This is a genomic window from Mesorhizobium sp. IMUNJ 23232 (assembly GCF_044326205.1).
Classification (GTDB): domain Bacteria; phylum Pseudomonadota; class Alphaproteobacteria; order Rhizobiales; family Rhizobiaceae; genus Kumtagia.
Genome location: NZ_JBIRCY010000001.1, coordinates 233954 through 253613 on the forward strand (window position 1 = coordinate 233954; position 19660 = coordinate 253613).

22 protein-coding genes are annotated in these 19660 nt (G+C 63.7%); 4 read left to right on the forward strand and 18 right to left on the reverse strand.

Annotated elements, in window-relative coordinates:
• Nucleotides 1-93: 93 nt before the first annotated feature.
• The 8 genes from tilS to tolQ form a co-directional block, all read right to left on the reverse strand.
• Nucleotides 94-1470: a tRNA lysidine(34) synthetase TilS gene (gene tilS, locus ACH196_RS01085; protein ID WP_396644163.1), complete on the reverse strand. Its 1377-nt coding sequence runs from the start codon at nucleotides 1468-1470 to the stop codon at nucleotides 94-96.
• A gap of 146 nt (nucleotides 1471-1616) precedes the next feature.
• The gene (gene ybgF / locus ACH196_RS01090; protein WP_396644164.1) at nucleotides 1617-2621 is read right to left on the reverse strand and encodes a tol-pal system protein YbgF; all 1005 of its coding nucleotides are present in this window, start codon (nucleotides 2619-2621) and stop codon (nucleotides 1617-1619) included.
• A gap of 159 nt (nucleotides 2622-2780) precedes the next feature.
• Nucleotides 2781-3152 (reverse strand): hypothetical protein, encoded by a 372-nt coding sequence (locus ACH196_RS01095; protein WP_396644166.1) that lies wholly within the window; start codon nucleotides 3150-3152, stop codon nucleotides 2781-2783.
• 88 nt (nucleotides 3153-3240) lie between these two features.
• Entirely contained in the window at nucleotides 3241-3744 is a 504-nt protein-coding gene (gene pal, locus ACH196_RS01100) for a peptidoglycan-associated lipoprotein Pal (protein WP_396644168.1), read from the reverse strand.
• A gap of 225 nt (nucleotides 3745-3969) precedes the next feature.
• Entirely contained in the window at nucleotides 3970-5280 is a 1311-nt protein-coding gene (tolB, locus tag ACH196_RS01105) for a Tol-Pal system beta propeller repeat protein TolB (protein ID WP_396644170.1), read from the reverse strand.
• 23 nt (nucleotides 5281-5303) lie between these two features.
• Nucleotides 5304-6518 carry a TonB family protein gene (locus ACH196_RS01110; RefSeq protein WP_396644172.1) on the reverse strand — a complete coding sequence of 405 codons (1215 nt, stop codon included), beginning with the start codon at nucleotides 6516-6518 and terminating at the stop codon, nucleotides 5304-5306.
• Nucleotides 6519-6525: 7 nt separating this feature from the next.
• The gene (gene tolR / locus ACH196_RS01115) at nucleotides 6526-6984 is read right to left on the reverse strand and encodes a protein TolR (RefSeq protein WP_396644174.1); all 459 of its coding nucleotides are present in this window, start codon (nucleotides 6982-6984) and stop codon (nucleotides 6526-6528) included.
• Nucleotides 6985-6994: 10 nt separating this feature from the next.
• A complete protein-coding gene (tolQ, locus tag ACH196_RS01120; RefSeq protein WP_396644176.1) occupies nucleotides 6995-7711 on the reverse strand; it encodes a protein TolQ in 717 nt (238 codons plus the stop codon).
• Nucleotides 7712-8062: 351 nt separating this feature from the next.
• Here tolQ and ACH196_RS01125 point away from each other — a divergent pair, with 351 nt between their 5' ends.
• Nucleotides 8063-8746: an acyltransferase gene (locus ACH196_RS01125; protein ID WP_396644177.1), complete on the forward strand. Its 684-nt coding sequence runs from the start codon at nucleotides 8063-8065 to the stop codon at nucleotides 8744-8746.
• 21 nt (nucleotides 8747-8767) lie between these two features.
• Here the strand turns inward: ACH196_RS01125 and ybgC are convergent, their stop codons facing one another.
• Nucleotides 8768-9235 carry a tol-pal system-associated acyl-CoA thioesterase gene (gene ybgC / locus ACH196_RS01130; RefSeq protein WP_396644178.1) on the reverse strand — a complete coding sequence of 156 codons (468 nt, stop codon included), beginning with the start codon at nucleotides 9233-9235 and terminating at the stop codon, nucleotides 8768-8770.
• A 51-nt stretch (nucleotides 9236-9286) separates the two neighbouring features.
• On the opposite strand from ybgC, the gene ACH196_RS01135 reads away from it, so the two are divergent.
• On the forward strand, nucleotides 9287-10537 hold the full coding sequence (locus ACH196_RS01135) for a glycoside hydrolase family 5 protein (protein WP_396644179.1): 1251 nt from the start codon (nucleotides 9287-9289) through the stop codon (nucleotides 10535-10537).
• 20 nt (nucleotides 10538-10557) lie between these two features.
• On the opposite strand, the gene ACH196_RS01140 is transcribed toward ACH196_RS01135, so the two are convergent.
• Nucleotides 10558-11484, reverse strand: a complete 927-nt coding sequence (locus tag ACH196_RS01140; RefSeq protein ID WP_396644180.1) for a metallophosphoesterase — start codon at nucleotides 11482-11484, stop codon at nucleotides 10558-10560.
• A gap of 162 nt (nucleotides 11485-11646) precedes the next feature.
• On the opposite strand from ACH196_RS01140, the gene ACH196_RS01145 reads away from it, so the two are divergent.
• Both ACH196_RS01145 and ACH196_RS01150 read left to right on the forward strand, forming a co-directional pair.
• On the forward strand, nucleotides 11647-11799 hold the full coding sequence (locus ACH196_RS01145) for a hypothetical protein (protein ID WP_396644182.1): 153 nt from the start codon (nucleotides 11647-11649) through the stop codon (nucleotides 11797-11799).
• Nucleotides 11800-11886: 87 nt separating this feature from the next.
• Entirely contained in the window at nucleotides 11887-12747 is an 861-nt protein-coding gene (locus ACH196_RS01150) for a hypothetical protein (RefSeq protein ID WP_396644438.1), read from the forward strand.
• Between the two features lie 125 nt (nucleotides 12748-12872).
• Here ACH196_RS01150 and ruvB read toward each other — a convergent pair whose 3' ends face one another.
• The 8 genes from ruvB to ACH196_RS01190 form a co-directional block, all read right to left on the reverse strand.
• The gene (ruvB, locus tag ACH196_RS01155) at nucleotides 12873-13913 is read right to left on the reverse strand and encodes a Holliday junction branch migration DNA helicase RuvB (RefSeq protein ID WP_396644183.1); all 1041 of its coding nucleotides are present in this window, start codon (nucleotides 13911-13913) and stop codon (nucleotides 12873-12875) included.
• 37 nt (nucleotides 13914-13950) lie between these two features.
• Nucleotides 13951-14667, reverse strand: coding sequence for a hypothetical protein (locus ACH196_RS01160; RefSeq protein WP_396644184.1), 717 nt, complete (start codon nucleotides 14665-14667; stop codon nucleotides 13951-13953).
• A gap of 25 nt (nucleotides 14668-14692) precedes the next feature.
• The gene (locus ACH196_RS01165) at nucleotides 14693-15073 is read right to left on the reverse strand and encodes an RNA ligase (RefSeq protein WP_396644185.1); all 381 of its coding nucleotides are present in this window, start codon (nucleotides 15071-15073) and stop codon (nucleotides 14693-14695) included.
• A gap of 237 nt (nucleotides 15074-15310) precedes the next feature.
• Nucleotides 15311-15931 (reverse strand): Holliday junction branch migration protein RuvA, encoded by a 621-nt coding sequence (ruvA, locus tag ACH196_RS01170; RefSeq protein WP_396644186.1) that lies wholly within the window; start codon nucleotides 15929-15931, stop codon nucleotides 15311-15313.
• Nucleotides 15932-15975: 44 nt separating this feature from the next.
• Entirely contained in the window at nucleotides 15976-16488 is a 513-nt protein-coding gene (gene ruvC, locus ACH196_RS01175) for a crossover junction endodeoxyribonuclease RuvC (protein WP_396644187.1), read from the reverse strand.
• A 68-nt stretch (nucleotides 16489-16556) separates the two neighbouring features.
• On the reverse strand, nucleotides 16557-17093 hold the full coding sequence (locus ACH196_RS01180) for a DUF1465 family protein (RefSeq protein WP_396644188.1): 537 nt from the start codon (nucleotides 17091-17093) through the stop codon (nucleotides 16557-16559).
• Nucleotides 17094-17445: 352 nt separating this feature from the next.
• Nucleotides 17446-17829, reverse strand: a complete 384-nt coding sequence (locus ACH196_RS01185) for a hypothetical protein (protein ID WP_396644190.1) — start codon at nucleotides 17827-17829, stop codon at nucleotides 17446-17448.
• A 165-nt stretch (nucleotides 17830-17994) separates the two neighbouring features.
• Nucleotides 17995-19653, reverse strand: a complete 1659-nt coding sequence (locus ACH196_RS01190; protein ID WP_396644191.1) for an acyl-CoA synthetase — start codon at nucleotides 19651-19653, stop codon at nucleotides 17995-17997.
• Nucleotides 19654-19660: the final 7 nt, after the last annotated feature.

Consider the following 19660-nt stretch of genomic DNA (forward strand, 5'->3'; position numbering starts at 1 on the left):
CGCCCGACCGTGGGCATGCGTCCAGAGTGATATGAGGTCCCTCGTAACATAGGGAGAGCGGGCCATATTGCCAAGCAAAACCCCTCCAAGCGGTTAAGCTCGCCCGACATTGTGACCAGCGCATGGCGGGTCAGGAATTGGCGGCGCGCCTATGAGGGCCGAAATGGCGCGAGCAAGATCGATGTCGAAGGAGGGAAGGAACCGCGCATGGAGCGATGGGACAGGCGTAGCGTTCCAGCGACTTGTGAGATCGGCAGTTAAACTACGCATCTCCGCGGAATTCTCGCCATCATGCAAAAATACAGGCTGGGATGCTCTCGCAAGGCGGATCAGGCTTTTAGGCGCGCCGTGACGCTCCTCGATCTTGCCTAGTGAAGTGCCGCCGGCCGGTGCAACCGACGCCTCGTCCGGCGATCCGACCGCCGAAATGCGAAATCGCCCGTCCCAGATCATGCCCTCGCACGCCGGCCCGGGTTCAGGCAGTGCGCGCCCTTCGCGGCAGAACCAGACACCGTCGCGCCGGGAGGCGACGAGCGTCCGCGACAAAGTAGCGCGATGCGGCGGCTCGGAGATGCGGGCGGCCAAAGCGGCGGTTCGTTGTAAATCTGACAGATGCGGCATGCCGCCGGCAACGGCCAACAGGACGCGCAGCGCATGAATGGCCGCCTCCTCATCATCGTGGCGCAGAAAGCAAGGATCGAGATGGAGTAAGCCCGGTTCGGCCTCTCTGGCGAAGCGGGAGATCAGGGCCGCGGCACGGCAGCCGAGTTTTTCGCGCAGCGCCGCATTTTCGCGGGCGACGTGAAGAAGCGCTTCGATGCTCGAACCCGCTCCCTGCCAGCCGGTCAGTTCCAACCGGATTCGGACCCGCTCGGACCGCAGGTCGACATTGCTCGGATCGTCGATCCAACCGATGGAATTCTCCCGCAAAAAGTCGCGCAACGTCTCGCGGCGTGTGTTCAGAATTGGCCGTGCGATCCAAACCTTTCCGTCGAACAGCGTCACCGGCGCCATGCCCGCAAGACCCATGCCGTCGCCACGCTGCCGGCGCATGAACACCGTCTCCGCCTGGTCATCAGCGGTATGGGCGGTGAGGACCATGTCGGTGCCGGCATCCTCGGCGGCCGTTGCAAGGAGGCGATAGCGCGCCTCGCGCGCCGCGGATGCGATGCCGGTCGCAGGCTTCGGTCCGACCCAGCGCAAGGTGCGGTGCTCGACACCCAGCCGTGCAGCCAGTTTCCCAACGGCCAATGCTTCATCAGCGGCTTCCGGCCGCAACCGGTGATCGACGGTCACAGCGACAAGACGCACGGGAATGGCGGCAATGTCCATAAAACTCTTGAGCAGCAAGAGCAGCGCCGTTGAATCGCTGCCGCCGGAAACCGCGGCAATGACAGCGGAACGGTTTTCAAATCCGCATCTGGAAATTGCTTCGAACGGTTCGCCCGGCGGGCTTAGAGCAGTTTGCATTCAAGTCGATTCATTATGCCGGCGATGGTTTGGGCCAAGGTCGAGGGCTTCGTCGCAGGTCGGGCTGGCGGCCCGGACAAGACGAAGCCAGAAGGATTTGGACCAAACCGGCCCGGCAGAATGGGTCGACCTGAATGCAAACTGCTCTAGCACGCAGCGAGCGCCTGTTCCTGTTTCACGCGCTCCTTGAGCGCCGAGGAGATGTTGGGATAACGCTTTCCGACCTCGCTGAAGGTGGCGCAGGCGACTTCGCGCTGGTTCAGGCCGACAAGCGAGATGCCGAGCTTCAGCAGCATGTCGGGGGCCTTCTTTGACTTGGGATAGGCCTTGCTCGCAGCCAGGAAAGTTTCGGCCGCGTCGCGGTACTTCTTCTGGCCGAGCAGCGACTCGCCCAGCCAGAAATGCGCATCGGCGGTGCGCTCGTTCTGCGGGAAGCGCTCGATATGATCGCGAAAGCCGGTCTCGGCGGTCGAATAGTCGCCGGACAGGATGAACTGGTAGGAATTCCGGTAGAGTTCCTCCGGATCGTCGGTCGGCGGCAGCGCCGCCACGATCGACCCGCCGCCCTGCTTGGCAGCGGGCGCATCATTGCCCGCGGCGGGTGCCGCAGTGTCCGCCGGCGCAGGTTCGACGGAGCGCACATTGCCGTTCTTGTCGACGGTAATCGTCCCGAAGGTCTTTTGCGGCGCGCCGAGATTGGGATCGGTGGCGTTGGTCGTGTCGTTTTCGATGACGCCGGCGACGCTGTCCTCCGCGGGTTTGTCCTCCGCCGCCGGCGTATTGCCGGCGACCGCGCGGTTCGACTTGCCGGAGGCATCCGACTTCTTCTCGAGTTCCTGGAAGCGGAACTCGTTGTCTTCCTGCATCTTCCGGATCTGCTCCTGCAACTGCAGGATCTGGAAGTTCAGCTCCTCCATCGTGCCGTTCAGCGAGCGGATCTGCTCTTCTAGGGCCACCACGCGCGGGTCGGAGGCCTGCGCCATCTGGTAGCTGCCATCGGCCGGAAAGGCATCGAAGACACCGGGCAGCCCGGCGGCCGGGCGCTGCACGGCAACGCCGTGATCGGCAGCGGCGACGTCGCGCGCCTCGACGGCGGCAACCGAAAGGAGCATCGCGGCAAGCGTGCCGCTCAGGATCGATCGAAAATACATGGGCGTCTCATGGCTGATAAAGGCTGCGGGTTCAGCGGACCGCAGGAACGACGCAAAACGTTTCCGATGCGGCACGCATCGGCCTTTTATCAGGCCGCGAGACTTCGGCCAAATTTTGTTTCGCGCTTCACGACTTGATGAACCCGCTCCAGACCGGGCTCAATGCGCGTCGATGGCCGGCAGGTCGAGGTGCTGCTCGACCCGCCGCATGCGCGCTTCGAGTTCGCTGATCAGCACGCCATGGCCGATCACCGAGCTATGATATTCCATCACCGCGCGGCGCAGCCCGACGATCTGGTCGCCCAGTTCCTTGCGCGTCTTCTTGTCTTCGGCCTGCAAAGTGGCGATGTCGGAGGCGACGTCGGCGCGCAGCGAATGCATTTCCGATCGCAGGTCCGCCCCGAGTTCCGCCAAGTCCTGTTTTGTCGCCATCACGGCGCGCATGTCACCCATCTCTGAACGCATGTCGCCGATTTCCGCACGCATGTCGCGGAGCAGACGCAGGATGAGATTGTCGGGTTCGTCGCTCATGTGGCTTTCATACCACACTGTTGCATAAGCGCAAACGGCGGCCCGGAGGCCGCCGCTGCATGCTCGCCGAGCATGATTCGAAGGGCGATTAGCTTCCCGCTCCGCTCAGCGTCGTCACGGCGCGGCGGTTCTGCGACCAGCAGGAAATGTCGTCGCAGACCGCGACCGGGCGTTCCTTGCCGTAGGAGATCGTCTTCAGGCGGCCGCCGGCAACGCCCCTGGAGATCAGGTAATCGCGCGTCGCGGCGGCGCGGCGGGCGCCCAGCGCCAGGTTGTATTCGCGCGTGCCGCGCTCGTCGGCATGGCCTTCGACGACGATCGCGTAGTTACGGTACTTGTTCAGCCACTGCGCCTGCTTAGCCAGGGTCTGTTGCGCGTCGGCGCGGATGGCGGACGAATCGGTGTCGAAGAAGATGCGGTCGCCGACATTGACGGTGAAATCCTGCGCCGAGCCGGGCGTCGCCGCGCCCGCGCCAAGGCCGAGTTCGGCCGCACTGTTCGGCGTCTTCTTGGAGGCGCAGCCGGCGATGGCGAGCGTCGCGACCAGCGCGATCATGACAGGGTTCGTGGTGAGCTTTGCGATGCGGAGCATCCCGCCTCTCCTTAACATTCGAGTGAAATCATTGAGCGTTGAGTAACCACGTTTGGGTTAACCGTCGCTCAAGGGACATGGTTAACGCTCTCTTGCACGCCGCCGTCCTCGGCTTGCCGTTCCCCGTCACAAGTCGCCCGCACGCTGGGCGGAAATGCGACGAAAACGCGGCGAGGTCATGAAACTTCGCCGCGTCGAGACCAAATGCAGGCCGTGTTCGACAGCCTATTCCAGCAGTGGCGACCAGGCCGGATCGGATGCATAATTCTTGGTCGGGATCGCCTGCTCGTTGCGGCCGGTGAGATCGATCGAGAACAGCCGCGGCCCGCCGGAGCCGGCCGCTTCCTTGAAGAACATGATGTAGCGGCCGTTCGGCGCCCAGGTCGGCCCCTCCTGCTGGAAGCCACTGGACAGGATGCGCTCGCCCGAGCCGTCGGTGCGCATCACGCCGATTTGGAACTCACCTCCGGTCTGCTTGGTGAAGGCGATCAGGTCGCCGCGCGGCGACCACACCGGCGTCGAATAGGAGCCGCCGCCGAAGGAGACGCGCGTCTGGCCCGAGCCGTCGGCGCCCATCACATAGATCTGCGGCTGTCCGCCGCGGTCCGAGGTGAAGACGATCTGCGAGCCGTCCGGCGAATAGGAGGGCGAGGTGTCGATCGAGTTGGAGTTGGTCAGCCGCGTCGTCGTGCGGCTGCGCAAATCCATGGCGTAGATGTTGGAATTGCCGTCGTCGCGCAGCAGGCTCATGATCACCTTCTGCCCGTCCGACGAGAAGCGCGGCGCAAAGGTCATGCCCGGAAAATTGCCGACGAGTTCGCGCTGCCCGGTCTCGATCTGCAGGAGATAGACGCGCGGCTGGCCGCTCTCATAGGACATGTAGGTGATTTCCTGCCGCGTCGGCGAAAAGCGCGGCGTCAGCGCTATGGAACGGCCGTCGGAGAGGTAGCGCACATTGGCGCCGTCCTGGTCCATGATGGCGAGCCGCTTCTTGCGGTCGTTCTTGGAGCCCGATTCGTCGATGAACACGACGCGCGTATCGAAATAGCCTTTTTCGCCGGTCAGCCGCTCATAGATCGCATCGGCGATGATGTGGGCGACGCGGCGCATATTGGCCTTCGACGAAAAGAACTGTTCGCCGATGAGTTGCTGGCCGGCAAAAGTGTCCCACAGTCGGAATTCTGCCTTCAGGCGGCCGTCGGCCTCCTCGCTGACACGGCCGGTCACCAGCGCCTGGGCGTTGATGACCTTCCAGTCCTCGAAGCGAGGGGCGGCGTCCGGGTTGGAGATCTTTTCGATGAAGGCGCCCTTGTCGATCGGCGCAAACAGTCCGGAGCGCTGCAGGTCGGCGGCGACGATCTGCGAGATTTCCGATCCGGTTCCATCGCCCGACAGGAAATCGGTGATGGCAATCGGCAACGGCTCGACCACACCCTTGTTGACGTCGATCACGACCTCGGCCCGCGCCGGCGCCAGGGCGGCCACCGCGCAATAGAACAATGCGCTGCCGACAAGGACCGCCTTTACAAGTTTCATCATCGGCTCTTTGCCTCTTCGGTTCATAGGGAGAGCATTTCGCTGGGGTCGAAATTGACCACCAGATCAGCCCAAAGGTCCGCCTTTCCGGGAGGAACATTGAGCCCGTCCCGGTCGCATTTCATCATCGCGCGGATGGCGCTTTCGTCGAAGGCGCGGTTGCCGCTCGATTTTTCGACGACGGGCCTGCCGTCCAGCTTTCCGTCGGGCGTCAACTTGGAGCGGATCGTCGCGCGAAGGCCGGCGCCGTCCTCCATACCGATCGGCAATGCCCAGCAGCCGCTGAGTTGCTCCTTCAACGCGGCTTCCTCGCTATTCGAAAGCTTCCCGCCGGTCGTCTTCTTGCCGCCCAAAGCTGATGGCGCGGCAGAACGCTTGGCGCCGCCCCCCTTGTTTTTCTGCTCGTTGAGCAGTTCATTGATCTTGTCTTCAAGCCCGGTTTCATCGGACTGCGGCCTGGCCGCGGCCTCCTGCACCGGCTTCTCTGATGTTTTGCGGTCGGGCGCCTTAGGGGTCTGTGCCTCAGCCGGGCGCGGACGTGCCTGCGGCGCCGGCGCGGAATTGGGCAGTTGCACGCTGTCCTCGGCGGGCGCAGGTTGCTCAGCGATCGCTTCGGCGATGGCGTCGGGCTTGGCTGGCTCGATCGCCGCGACCTTCTGCTCCGGCTGTTCAGCTGGCTTGGGTTCCGGCTGTTTCACGGGCACCGGTTCTGGCTTGGGCTCCGGCTGCTTGACCGGCTCGGGTTCCGGCTGCTTGACCGGTTCCGGCTTCGGCTCGGGTTCCTTCACCGGCTCCGGCTTTACGTCCTGCTTCGGCGCCGGCACCGGAGCGACCTCCGTGGCAGGAACCGGCTTCGGCTCCTCCTTCGGCTTCGGGGTCTCTTCCGGCTTGGGTTTTGCCACCGGTTTTGGCGCCGGCTTGGCCGCTTCTGCGGTTTTCACAGGCGTCGGTTTGCCGTCGGGCGTCGGCGGATTGTCGGTATCGATGTCGTTGTCGCCGACCTTCTGGGCGTCGGCCACGACATCGGGACGCGTGCTCGGCGTCGGCGCGGCCTTTTCAGCCATCGGCGCCTTCTCGTCGCCCTGCTGGCTTTGCGTCACTTCCGAAAGCGGTACGATGTCGACCGGCAGCGCCTCGACGTCGGCGACCTTGAGCGGCGCGGGCGCCGACAGTGTGAACAGACCGAACGTCAGCAGCGCCGCGTGCAGGACAATCGAGGTTGTAAGGCCGGCCTTCATTCCAGACTCAGGTGCCCTGTTCCGGCAGGCTGACCAGACCGATGTTCTTGAAGCCCGCAGAGCTGATAACCGCCATGACCTTCATCACCGTGCCGTAGTCGGCCATCTTGTCGCCGCGGATGAAGATGCGTTCCTCGTAACCCGTCTTGGCGATCGCCTGCAGCTTCGGCACCACCTCCTCCATCGGGATCTCCGTTTCCTGGAGATGGATCTGGCCGGACTGGTTCACCGAAATGGTGATCGGCTGCGTCTCGGCGTTCAGCGCCTTGGCCTGCGTCTCCGGCAGGTCGATCGGCACGCCGACGGTGAGCAGCGGCGCCGCCACCATGAAGATGATGAGCAGCACCAGCATCACGTCAACGAAGGGCGTGACGTTGATTTCCGACATCAGGCCGTGATGGCGTCCGCGCCGCCTGTGGCCGCGCCCGCCCCGTCCAGCCCGTGCCGCGCCTACCGACATTCCCATCGTCTAATCCTCACGCAGCCCGCTGCTGCGGTATCTTTTCATCGATCTGGCGCGAGAGTATGGCCGAGAACTCGTCGGCAAATCCCTCCATGCGCACCGCCAGCTTACCGGCGTCCGACGACAGCTTGTTGTAGGCGATGACGGCGGGAATGGCAGCGAGCAGGCCGATCGCCGTGGCAAGCAGCGCCTCGGCGATGCCGGGCGCCACCACCGCGAGATTGGTCGACTTCGAGCCGGCGATAGCCTGGAACGAGGTCATGATGCCGACCACGGTTCCGAAGAGGCCGATGAACGGCGCTGCCGAACCGATCGTGGCGAGGAAGCCGAGGCGGCCCTCCAGCCGCTCCATCTCGCGGGTCAGCGCGAGGTCCATCGCCTTGTCGATGCGGTTCTGCAGCCCGATCGGCGATTTTGCGCCCTTCTCGAAACTCTTCTTCCATTCGCGCATCGCCGCGACAAAGATCGAGCCCATGCCGGTCGGCTTGCGTTCCGACAGGGTGCGGTAAAGATCGTCCAGCGACTGCCCCGACCAGAACACCTGCTCGAAGCGGCTGAGTGAGCGGCGCATGCGCCCATAGGCGAGGATCTTGTCGACCACGATCGCCCAGGTCCAGATCGAGGCGGCAAGCAGGCCGAGCATCACCAGCTTCACCACCCAGCCGGCCTGCAGGAAGAGCGCCCAAACTGACAACTGCACGCCCGGCTCGGCGAGAGGTAGGTTTTCCATCGTCAGACAGTCCTTAAAAGATATCCGGGCGACAGCCCCCGGCCAGCCCCTTGGCAGCATTCCGTTTCGTGTCGCGGCGCGATAGGCGCGCCCGCCCTGAAATGTGCCGATGCGGCCTTTTCGGGGCAAAGTTTGGTGAAACGAAGGCGTGGCGAGGCACCATCGGTTTTCACCAAATCCTTCATGGACCGTTAGGGTTAACGAGAGGTTAGGATCGGGCGCGCTCAACTCAGCACGATCCGCGCGACATGATGGACGTGCAACCGCGAGGCACCCAGCGTCAGGCCGCATCGAAAAAATCTGGGCAGGTGCTGCCCGCGCCTGTCGGGGTTGCAGTATATGCAAACCATGATGACCAAGAAACTTCGCGCGATTCTTGAGGCGCTGAACCGTACCCTGTCGTGGCCGCTGTTCAACCGGATGGGCTCAAGGGGCCGTCTTGTCGCCGGCGAGGCTAGATCCCTGCGAGGCCGGGCATTCGTCACCACCGGCAATGGCAATTTGGTGGAGATCGGAAAGGGCGCGCGTTTTCACGGCAGCATCAAATTCATGGGCGACAACAACAAAGTGCTCATCGGCAATAATTGTTTTTTCAACGGCAGGATCACCCTGAAGGGAAGCGGCCAGACCGTCGTATTCGGCGATCAATCCACCGCCCAGGACGTCCATATTGTCTGTGTCGAAGATTGCGACGTCCATATCGGGAAATGGTGCATGTTGTCCCGCGAGATTGAGATCCGAACTTCGGACGCGCATTCGATAATCGACCCCAAGACCGGCAAGCGGGTGAATTCACCGGCTTCGGTTCAGATCGGCGACCATGTCTGGGTTGGCACGCGGGCGATGGTCAACAAAGGTGCAATTGTTCCGTCCGACAGCGTCGTGGCGGCTATGGCCTTCATGAATGGCCAATTCGAGGAGCAGGGCGTGATCCTGGCAGGTGCGCCTGCCAAGATCGTCAAGCGCGGAGTAACCTGGAACAACGTCCGAAAGTCCACATTCGACAAACGGGAGATGGATCGCTGGAAACGGTGAGGTTTTCAGCAATTCGGGGACTCAGCCCTTCGGCATGAAGGCCGGCAGCCACTCCTTCGGGAAACGCCTCGGCCGCCCGTTCTCGCCGACGATCGCCGCCTCGACCCGCGCCTTCACCAGTACCTCGCCGCCGCGCGAAAGGGTCTGCGCCATGAAGATGCGGGCGCCCGAAATATCTTCCGTGCCGGTGTCGATGGTCAAAATGTCGTCGATGCGGGCTGGCGCGGCGAAATCGATCTCCATGCGCCGCACCACCCAACTTATGCGCTCGCCATGCTTTCCATCGGCCAGTTCCGTATGGTGCACGCCCGCCATGCGCAAAAAGTCCGAGCGGCCGCGTTCCAGGAATTCCAGGTAGCGGGCATGGTAGACCACGCCGGAAAAATCGGTGTCCGCATAATAGACGCGCGCCGCCAGCCGGTGGCCTGTTCCCGTGAGTATGCCGGTCAGCCCGGCGGTGAGGGCGGATTCTTCACCATGATCGCCCATCGCTCTTTCCTTTTGCCCGCCTTGCTGACACCTATCGCGGCGGCCAACCGGATGACATCTATGCTTGGGATATTCAAGGCCTGCCTGGCGGCGGCCACGCTCGCCGCCTGTCTGGCGTTTCCGGCCGCCGCCGCCAGCTTTTCGGCCAAGCGCGGCATCAATCTCGACATCTGGACCACCTGGCCGCCGGAAGAAAAATGGGGCGATCCCGGCGTCCTCCTGCCCTTTCCCGAATGGCGGAAATTCCTGAAAGCCGCCGATCTCGAGGCGCTGAAGGCCGACGGTTTCGACTTCGTGCGCATGCCGGTCGATCCCGTGCCGTTCCTGTCCGAGCGCTCCGCCGATTTGACCGAAGACCTGCTGCTCTCGGTTCGCGACTCGGCGCGCCTGGTCAACGCCGCCGGACTGAAGGTGGTGGTCGACATGCACATCGTGCCGGCCGGCGGCAACCGCAGCATCGGCACCAAGGAGGTGCTGGCCGATGACGCGATGTTCGACAGTTACGTCGAACTGCTGCGCCGCATGGCCCGCACGCTCGCCACGGAAGACCCGTCCATGGTGGCGCTTGAATTGATGAACGAGCCGACGCTGGGCTGCGAAGGCGCGGAGGCCAAGGCATGGGCCGACAGGCTGCACCGGCTGTTCGCGGCGGCGCGGGCCTCAGCGACGCGGTTGACGCTGGTGCTCACCGGCGCCTGCTGGAGCAGCGCCGAAGGCCTCGCCGCGCTCGACCCGAAGGCGTTTCCCGACGACAATCTGATGTGGGGTTTTCACGCCTATGATCCGTTCATCCTGACGCACCAGGGGGCGACCTGGACCGGCGACTTCATCAGCTACGTCTCCGGCATCCCCTACCCGCCAGATAGCGTGCCGCGCGAAACGCTCGACGCGGCGATCGCCAGGGTCAAGGCGACCATCGACGCCGAGGCGCCCTGGTCGAAACGCGCCGGCGAAAAGTCCTATCTCGACGAGTTGATGGGCGAGATCGACACCAGGGAAAAGCTCAATGCTGCGATGGAAAAACCCTTCGCCACCGTCGCGGCCTGGGCGAAGAAGAACGGCATCGGGCCGGAAGACATCCTGTTCGGCGAGTTCGGCATGATCCGGCAGGAATACAACAAGTCCTACATCGCACCCGCCGACCAGCGCGCCGCCTATTACCGCGACATGATCGCCCATGCGGAGAAGCATGGCTTTGCCTGGTCGATCTGGAGCTATGGCGGGGCGTTCGGCGTGGTCGAGGAGTTCGGCGGCAAGAAGGCGGAGCCCAACGTGCTGGACATGGTGAAGGGGCTACGCTGAAGCCGGCGGGAATTTCTGGCTCATGAGGTGTCAGCGGGACCTGGGTCGCCAAGATCGATCTGCACGATTTCCGGGGGCATGCCGAACCTGACAGGCAGGATGCTGCATCCCAGCCCGCCCGAGACGATCAGATGCCGGCCGTCCTCCTCGATATGGCCGTAGGCGTAGCGGTTGCCGAAACGCGACGGCACCACCGGCGCATAGCCGAACAATCTCACCTGCCCGCCATGTGTATGCCCCGACAGCGTCAGCGAAATCCGCTGCCGGACTTTTGGGAAAACATCCGGCTCATGCGCCAGCAGGATCGCCGGCGCATGGTCGGTGATCTTTGCCAGCATGGCATCGAGATCGTCCACGCCGTGAAATCCCTTGCGCCCCCAGCGCTTGCCGGGGCGCAGCGCCAACTGGTCGCCGAGACCGGCGATCCAGAACGGCTTTCCGTCCTTCTCCAGCCGCACCGCATCGTTTTCCAGCACCGGCACTCCCGCTTTCTCCAGCGCCCGGCGGGCGATGACCGGGCCCTGCCCGGCCTTCTGCGCGGCGATATCCTCCCACCAGTCGTGGTTGCCGAGCACCGCGTGAACGCCGAGCGGCGCCGTCAGCCCGCCCAGCACCGGCGCCCATTCGTCCGCATTCACCCAGTCGACGGCCGACGACATGCCGCTGACGTAGTCGCCGAGCAGCACGATCACATCCGGCTCCAGCGCATTGGCGCGCTCCACCAGTTTTTCGATGCGCTCCGGCGGCATCCAGGGCCGGCAGGCATGGATGTCGGCCAGCGCCACAACGCGCAGTTTCAGATCGCCCGGCCAGCCCGGCGGCTCCAGCGCGTAGCGCTTCACCCGCGTCAGCAACTGCGGTTCGACGCCGAAGGCGTATCCGCCGAGCGCCAGCGTCGCCAGTAGCGACCCGCCGAAAAGTTTCAGAAAGCCGCGTCTGGTTATCATGGTATCGCCTCTCCATCCGCCGGCAAACCTGCTGGCGTCGGCAAGAAGCCGGACGAAAGTGGAGGTATTTGGCCGATGGTCAGCAGATTTTGATGAGACGATGGGAGGGTGGCGGAAAGTCCGTGGCAATGCTTGACCGGTCCATGAGGGTTTGACACGGAATTGAATGAACCGACCCCGGATTCCAGCGCCAAAACGGGGATGAAAATCACCCCCAAATCGAAAAATTTTCTTGGTCGTCAGATCGCCAAGGCTGGCAAGTTATTGTTTTTGCTTGTTTTGCCTTCTCTCGCCCGACACGCAAAACGCCACTGAACAATATTTTCATCCCCCTCCCCAAAACCTGCTCCATACTTGCCGCCAGTTCCTTGGCGGGAACGGAAGGAGGCAACGGTGGACTTGATGGACGGCAGTGCGGCAATCGAGCGGAACCTGGAGGCGCTGAAGCGCATCCTCGCCATGCTCGTCGGCATGACCGCTATGGGCAGCGGAACAACGCTTCCCCGCCACCTCTACCGCGCCATCCTGCGGCTGCTGCGCCCGGCCGAATCCGCCGCACGGCGGCTGATCATCGCGACAGCGCGCGGCCTGGTGGTCGACCTTCCGCCGCTGCGCCCGCGAAAGCCCAAGCCAAAAATTTCCGACACGGTGGCCGCCATGCGCCGCCTCGGCCTCGCCGTCAATTTGTCGAAGCAGGACTTTGCCCGCTACGAAGCCGAGCGTAAAGCCGCCGAACGGCGCGCTGCCAGGCCGCGCACAATCAGTCTGCCGCTGTTCGATCCCCAAAAATATCCGTTCCGCCTCCGCCGCAAATATGTGCCGGCGCAGGGCGTGCCGCGCATCTCGGTTCCCGGCTTCAGCGAGCGGGCGGCGCTGCCTCCGCCTCCGTCGCCGACATTGCCGAACGACCCGATCGATGCGGCGCGGCTCGGCTTGCGGCTCCAGGCACTGGGTGCGGCGCTTGACGACCTGCCAAGACAGGCAAGACGGTTCGCCCGCTGGAAGGCGCGCTGCGACGCGGCGGTCGCGGAGATGCGGCAGATCGGCAGCGGCGTAGTGGTGCGCGGCAGGACGGCGCGCGGCACCATCCGTTTCCAGCGGACCCGGCCGCTGTGGCTCGGACGTCCGCCCGGCGGTCGGCTGTCGCCCTACGATCCCACCGCGACGCACCGCCGCGGCATCCGCGAGATCGACGAGATTCTGGCGCATGCCCATGCGCTGGCCCTGGACGCTCTGGATCAGCCGCGCGCCGATACGTCATGACGGCGCCGCCGGTCGGACATGACGAGCGAAGCATCGACGGCCAGCGCGGATTTTTTCGCGGTGAGGCGGCAATAGGTGCTATCGAAAAAATGCCGTTGCCCACTGGCGATGCCGGCAGAACCCGTTCAAGCATCATCCTCGAACAAACTGGCCTGGATCGCCGCCAGATTGCGCGGCGGCTCCAGCCCCAGATGTTTCCAGGCGTTGGCCGTCAGCACGCGGCCGCGCGGCGTGCGCTGGATGAAACCCTGCTGGATCAGATAGGGCTCGATGATGTCCTCGATGGCGTCGCGCGGCTCCGACAGGCCCGCTGAAATCGTCTCGATCCCGACCGGGCCGCCTCCGAAATTGCCGGCGATCATCGTCAGATACCGCCGGTCGAGCTGGTCCAGCCCCAGCGCGTCGACATCGAGCCGCAGCAACGCCTCGTCGGCCACTTTTCGCGACACGCTCTCGACGCCGTCGACGCTGGCGAAATCGCGCACCCGGCGCAGCAGGCGGCCGGCGATGCGCGGCGTGCCCCGCGCCCGCTTGGCGACCTCCAGCGCCCCATCGTCGGCGATCGGCATCTGCAGGATGCGCGCGCCGCGCCGCACGATCTGCTCCAGTTCCTCGACCGAATAGAAATTGAGCCGCACCGGAATGCCAAACCGGTCGCGCAGCGGGTTGGTCAGCAGCCCCAGCCGCGTGGTGGCAGCGACCAGCGTGAAGCGCGCCAGCTCGATCTTGACCGAGCGCGCCGCCGGCCCCTCGCCGATGATCAGGTCGAGCTGGAAATCCTCCATGGCCGGATAAAGAATTTCCTCCACCGCCGGATTCAGCCGGTGGATCTCGTCGATGAACAGCACGTCGCGGTCCTCGAGATTGGTCAGCAGTGCTGCGAGGTCGCCCGCCTTGGCGATGACCGGGCCGGAGGTCGAGCGGAAATTGACGCCGAGCTCGCGCGCCATGATCTGCGCCAGCGTCGTCTTGCCCAATCCGGGCGGGCCGACGAACAGCACGTGGTCCAGCGCCTCGCCGCGCGCCTTCGCCGCCTCGATGAACACTTTGAGATTGGCGCGCGCCGCGGCCTGGCCGACGAATTCGTCCAGCGTCTGCGGGCGCAAGGTCGCCTCGGCGTCCTCGCCGCGCTTTTCGGCCGAGATCAGGCGGGCAGGCTGGCTCACGCCCCGTCCGCCCCGGTTGCGATATCATGCATGCGAATCATCCGACTTCCAGAACGAAGTCTCCCGGTTGCCAACTCATATTGTACAAGTCGCGGATGCTGTCCACGCGCGTTTCGCTGATGCTGGCAGCCTGCAACTGGCGCCGCAACGCCTCCAGCCCGTCCTTGCCGTCCAGCATCAGGAAGACGACGGGCTGCAGACGCCGGTCGAGTTTTGCTCTCGCTGCCTCGGCAAAACTCCGGCGGTCGAGTGCGGCGTGTTCGGCGACGAAGGCCGCGGCCTGCTCGAAGTTGCGCGCCAGACCTCGGACGATTCGGCTCTGATAGGCCCGTACCTTCTCCGCCATCAACGGCGAAAGCAGCGGCACCACATCGTCCAGCACGTCCTCCGCCACCCATGCCAGCACGTTCTTTTCGAAGGCCAGTCCGGACAGCGCCTTGTGCCGCAACGCGTAGTAGGCCGTCTTCAGCTTCAGGCGATGGCCGTCCTCGAAGGCGATTACATAGCCTTCGATGCCTTCCTCCTGTCGCACCTCCTCGACCAGTTTCATGGTCGAAAGATCGCGCGCCGCCATCGCCACCACCGGCACGCCGTACCGAACCGAAATATCCGCCAGTTCGGACGACATCAGATATCGACCGCTGCGCTTTTCGCGCCCGGCAAGCAAGGTGAGCGTCGGCTGGTCATAGCCGATCACCACGCGGTTTTCCGCCGAGGTGAACTCGAAGATCACAGTGATGCCCGCCTCGTCCATGTCGCCTGCCAGGCGCAGGAGGTTCTCATCCGCGTGGCGCAGCGCGGCCCGCCTGGTCGGTGACGCCCATGCGGGTCATGAACACCAGCTCGCCTTTGATCCGGCACGGATGGACCATCGATCCGTCGAGCTTCGACATCACGACATGCGGTTTTGCCCAGTCGATGCTGCCGGGCTGCTCGCGTTCGCCAAGATTGAAGAACTTGTGGAATGCGCGCGCGATCAGCTTTCCATCCTTGGAAAACTTCAGACCGCGGCACTCCAGCGCCATTGGGCTGGTAAAGGTTTCATCGCCGACGAAGCCGTAGTCGATGACGTCGTAGTCGTCGAAACGGGTGACAAAGAAGCCGATATTGCCGCCGATGTACGGCAGGACGTCGTCGATGGTGTCGATGATAGGGAACATCTTCTTGCTCCAACAAAAAAGCCGCCTCGGATCGAAGCGGCTTTGGCAGGCGGATTGCTTATTACAATACTATCGTCGCCAAAGCCCTCGGTCATGCGCGCACACGCCAAATCCGGCACGGGGGCCGGACAGCGTATACGCGGCGATATTATTCAGGGTTTGGGGCACGACGATTTCACTCCACAGGAACAGCCAGAATACCAAAGCTGACGTTGTGTCAAGGGAATCGCCTTCGCCTCACCGCGCCAGTTCCTTCAATCCCAGCCGGATGAGTTTCGCCGAATCCGCGCCCTCGCCCGCGGCCTTCAGCGCAGCCGCCACGGCATTTGCCGCCGTATCGCGCGAATAGCCGAGATTGGTCAGCGCCGAGACCGCGTCGGCAACTGGCGCTGGGGCTACGCCCTCGCCGAGCTCCTGCTTCAGCCCAATTGTGCCGGAGGCGGCACCCGCGAAAGCCGGCGCCTTGGTCCGGAGCTCAGTGACGATGCGTTCCGCCACCTTCTTGCCGACGCCGGGGGCACGCGAAACCATGGCGATGTCGCGCAAAGCGATCGCGTTGGCGAGGTCCGCAGGCTCCAACGTCGACAGCACCGACAGCGCCACCTTGGCGCCAACGCCCTGCACATTGCCCATCAGCAGGCGGAACCACTCCCGCTCCAGTCCGGTGCGAAAACCGTAGAGGCGGATCATGTCCTCGCGCACATAGGTCTCGATGAACAGCGTCACCGCCTCGCCGGCGCTAGGCAGCGAAGCCAGCGTGCGCGTCGAGCAATGCGCGACATAACCCACGCCGTGCACGTCGACGGTGCAAGAATCCTCGCCGATCTCGTCGACCACGCCCTTGAGCTTGCCGATCATTCATATGCCCCCTTGGCCCAGGACAACTCCTACTCCGTGCAATGTCAGCCCGCCAGCGCCGCCAGCCGGTAGCCGATGCTTTGCCGGTGATGCGCGTGGCAGATGGCGACGGCCAGCGCATCCGCCGCGTCGTCGCCTTCGAACGTCGCCTTGGGCAGCAGCACCTTCACCATCATGTGGATCTGCCGCTTCTCCCCATGGCCGACGCCGATCACCGCCTTCTTCACCGCGTTGGGTGCGTATTCGGAAACCGGCAGCCCGGCGCGCGCCGGCACCAGCATGGCGATGCCGCGCGCCTGGCCGAGTTTTAGCGTCGCCGTCGCGTCCTTGTTGACGAAGGTCGCCTCGACCGCGGCTTCATCGGGCGCATGCGTCTCCAGCACCGCGCAAAGTCCGTCGTGAAGCTGGCAGAGCCGCGAAGCGAGATCAGCCTTGTCGTCCGACGTCACCGTGCCGGACGCCACGAAGCGCAGACTGTTGCCCTGCTGCTCGACGAGGCCCCAGCCGGTCCGTCTCAGGCCCGGATCGATGCCGATGATTCGAATCGTTTCCCGCATGCGCGAACCCTATCCGTTCGCGGCATCCGTGTCAGGAAAATGTGAACGAAACGAAAACGAAACGCAGATCAGCCGCGTGCAAAGGCCGTGTTGAGCAAGCTGATCTGGTCGGAGACCGGGTTGCTGCGGCGTGGCGGCGGCATGTCTGCCGTGCCGGCGTTGCGCCCATAAATCTCCTCGTCCATCAGCCGCACGAGATTCTGCAGGCTGAGCGAGCTGTTGACCAGCGTCATGAACGCCTCCGGCAGTTCATCCCAGCCGACGGCGTGTTCCGGCGCAGAGGCCGTATCCAGCCGCACCTTGGATTTTTCCGAGGCGACCTGGTCGCGCGTCATCTCGCCGGAATTGGCGGCGCGCTGCAAAAGCAGCCAGGAGGCGATCTGCATCAGCCTTGTGGTCAGCCGCATCGATTCGGCGGCGTAGAGCGTCGCGGCCAGCCTCGACAGTTTTCGCGCCTCGGCGCGGCCCGGACCGTCGAGATATTCGGCGGCACGTTCCACCAGGCTCATGCCCTCATTGTAGAGCGGCTTGAAGGAATCCGAGAACACCCGGCGTTCCGCCAGCTTGATCGGCTGTCCGCTTCCCATCGAAAGATTGCCTGTCATCCCTGCCCCGGCGGAGAAAATCCGGCTCCGGCGTTTGTTTGCCAACTGCGCCGCTTTTTGCCGATTCCCCTCGTCCGCGAAAGATGCCCCCGCGCGCTTGCGAAGGCAAGGACATGTTTAATAAAGGGTTAACGGCGGGGTGGCGGTGAATAGACAAAAAAAGAGCCGCTGAAAGCGGCTCTCGAGAGTTTAACAGGGAGGCGTCAAACGAAGTGGCTCCAACCACTCGGTAAGAATCCAGATAACTGGATGCCCACAGTTAACACCGTTAATGCTTAACATATGCTTAACGGGCTGCGGAATTCTTTACCGACCGGCCCCACCCTGTGCCATACGGAGACAAATATTAGGCCTACCGGACCGGCTTGCGCATCGATGTGAGCGCAATGAAAGCGAACAGCAGGATGCCGGCATAGAAGACCAGGGAGCCGATCGCCACCACCGGTTCGATCGCCGTGTTGCCGGCCAGCAGGAAGTAAAGGCCGACGATCAGCATCAGGCCACTGACCGCCGTCAGCCAGAAATGCACCATCGCCAGCCGCGACGAACCCGCCGTCGGCACGAGGTGATAGAAGAAGGCGAACACCGCCGACATCAGCCATCCCGCCACCATCGCATGGGCGTGCACCGGCATCTGCGAGTGGTCGTGGGTGATCGACATATGCAGGCCGAGCGCCATGCCGCAGACCGCGTAGAGGATGGCGAGCGTAAAGAAATTCCGTGCAACGCCGTGCATTGCTTTGTCCTTTTCATATCCAGATACCGAGGGAGCTACGCCGCCCGCCCCGCGCGGAGCGGCTGTCTGTCGGCCTGTGCCGCCAGAGTCCGTTTCAAGACCTGCTCTTAGACATCCGAACTGTTTCGGACCTATGCCGGCGCCGGCAAAATACGATACAGGCCGTTACGGGCCGGTTACGATACCGGGAGTTTTGGCCATCTCCCGCAGCCTGAATTTTTGGATCTTCCCCGTGGAAGTCTTGGGGATTTCGGCGAATGTCACGCTCTTCGGGATCTTGAAACGTGCGAGCAGCTTTCGGCAGTGCTCGATGATCTCCACCTCGGTCGCCGACTTGCCGGGTTTCAGCTCCACATAGGCGACCGGCACCTCGCCCCATTTGTCATCCGCGCGGGCCACCACCCCGCAGGAGGCGACGGCGGGGTGTTTGTACAGCGCCTCCTCCACCTCGATCGAGGAAATGTTCTCGCCGCCTGAGATGATGATGTCCTTCGACCGGTCCTTGAGCTGGATGTAGCCGTCCGGATGCATGACGCCGAGGTCGCCGGAATGGAACCAGCCGCCGGCAAAGGCTTCGTCCGTCGCCTTGCGGTTCTTCAGATAGCCTTTCATGACGATGTTGCCACGGAACATGACCTCGCCGATCGTCTCGCCGTCGGCGGGTGTGTCCGCCATCGTTTCGGGGTCCATCACCGTCAGCCCTTCGAGCGAGGCATAACGCACGCCCTGCCGCGCCTTCTTTGCCGCGCGGCCGCCGCGGTCGAGTTCGTCCCATTCCCCATGCCACTCGTTGACCACGGCGGGCCCGTAAGTCTCAGTCAGGCCGTAGAGATGGGTGACGGCGAAGCCAGCATCCGCCATGCCAGACAGCACGGATTCGGGCGGCGGCGCGGCGGCGGTGTTGAAGGTCACCTGCTGCGAGAAGCTGCGCTTATCCTTCTCCTCGGCGTTGATCAGCGTCGCCATGACGATCGGCGCACCGCAGAGATGGGTGACTTTGTGGTCGGCGATGGCGTCGTACATCGCCTTCGCCCGCACCCAGCGCAGGCAGACATGCGTGCCGGCCTGCACGGCCAGCGTCCACGGAAAGCACCAGCCATTGCAATGGAACATCGGAAGCGTCCACAGATAGACGGCGTGCTTGCCCATGCCGGCGTGGATGGTGTTGGTGTGCGCCATCAGCGCCGCGCCGCGATGGTGATAGACGACGCCCTTGGGATTGCCGGTGGTGCCCGACGTGTAGTTGAGCGAGATCGCGTCCCACTCGTCGTCCGGCATTTGCCACGCGAAATCCGGGTCGCCGGACTGCAAGAACGCCTCGTAGTCGAGCGTGCCGATTGGATCGCCCTTCGGATAGGGCGCGTCAGCGGGATATTCGGGGTCGTCATAGTCGATCACCAGCGGCTTCACCTTGGCCAGCGCCAGCGCCTCCCGCATCACGGCCGAGAATTCGCGGTCGACGATGACGATCTTCGATTCGGCATGATCGAGCTGGAAGGCAATCACAGCGGCGTCGAGCCGCGTATTCAGCGAATGCAGCACGGCCTTGACCATCGGCACGCCGAAATGTGCCTCCAGCATGGCCGGCGTGTTGGACAGCATGACAGTGACGGTGTCGCCCTTGCCGATGCCTTTTTGCGTCAGCGCCGAGGCGAGCCTTAGCGAACGCCGCCAGAATTCGCGGTAGCTGGTTTTCGCCTTGCCATGGATGATCGCTGTCTGATCCGGATAGGTTTTCGCCGCGCGCTCCAGCAGGGTCAGCGGCGTCAGCGGCTGGTGGTTGGCCGCGTTCCGGTCCAGGCCGATCTCGTAGATATTGGTCAAGATGTCC

Coding starts and splice junctions, on each gene's coding strand:
- tilS (WP_396644163.1), bottom strand. CDS start 1,470: ATGCAAACTGCTCTAAGCCCGCCGGGCGAACCGTTCGAAGCAATTTCC.
- ybgF (WP_396644164.1), bottom strand. CDS start 2,621: ATGTATTTTCGATCGATCCTGAGCGGCACGCTTGCCGCGATGCTCCTT.
- ACH196_RS01095 (WP_396644166.1), bottom strand. CDS start 3,152: ATGAGCGACGAACCCGACAATCTCATCCTGCGTCTGCTCCGCGACATG.
- pal (WP_396644168.1), bottom strand. CDS start 3,744: ATGCTCCGCATCGCAAAGCTCACCACGAACCCTGTCATGATCGCGCTG.
- tolB (WP_396644170.1), bottom strand. CDS start 5,280: ATGAAACTTGTAAAGGCGGTCCTTGTCGGCAGCGCATTGTTCTATTGC.
- ACH196_RS01110 (WP_396644172.1), bottom strand. CDS start 6,518: ATGAAGGCCGGCCTTACAACCTCGATTGTCCTGCACGCGGCGCTGCTG.
- tolR (WP_396644174.1), bottom strand. CDS start 6,984: ATGGGAATGTCGGTAGGCGCGGCACGGGCTGGACGGGGCGGGCGCGGC.
- tolQ (WP_396644176.1), bottom strand. CDS start 7,711: ATGGAAAACCTACCTCTCGCCGAGCCGGGCGTGCAGTTGTCAGTTTGG.
- ACH196_RS01125 (WP_396644177.1), top strand. CDS start 8,063: ATGACCAAGAAACTTCGCGCGATTCTTGAGGCGCTGAACCGTACCCTG.
- ybgC (WP_396644178.1), bottom strand. CDS start 9,235: ATGGGCGATCATGGTGAAGAATCCGCCCTCACCGCCGGGCTGACCGGC.
- ACH196_RS01135 (WP_396644179.1), top strand. CDS start 9,287: ATGACATCTATGCTTGGGATATTCAAGGCCTGCCTGGCGGCGGCCACG.
- ACH196_RS01140 (WP_396644180.1), bottom strand. CDS start 11,484: ATGATAACCAGACGCGGCTTTCTGAAACTTTTCGGCGGGTCGCTACTG.
- ACH196_RS01150 (WP_396644438.1), top strand. CDS start 11,887: ATGGACGGCAGTGCGGCAATCGAGCGGAACCTGGAGGCGCTGAAGCGC.
- ACH196_RS01160 (WP_396644184.1), bottom strand. CDS start 14,667: ATGGACGAGGCGGGCATCACTGTGATCTTCGAGTTCACCTCGGCGGAA.
- ACH196_RS01165 (WP_396644185.1), bottom strand. CDS start 15,073: ATGTTCCCTATCATCGACACCATCGACGACGTCCTGCCGTACATCGGC.
- ruvA (WP_396644186.1), bottom strand. CDS start 15,931: ATGATCGGCAAGCTCAAGGGCGTGGTCGACGAGATCGGCGAGGATTCT.
- ruvC (WP_396644187.1), bottom strand. CDS start 16,488: ATGCGGGAAACGATTCGAATCATCGGCATCGATCCGGGCCTGAGACGG.
- ACH196_RS01180 (WP_396644188.1), bottom strand. CDS start 17,093: ATGACAGGCAATCTTTCGATGGGAAGCGGACAGCCGATCAAGCTGGCG.
- ACH196_RS01185 (WP_396644190.1), bottom strand. CDS start 17,829: ATGCACGGCGTTGCACGGAATTTCTTTACGCTCGCCATCCTCTACGCG.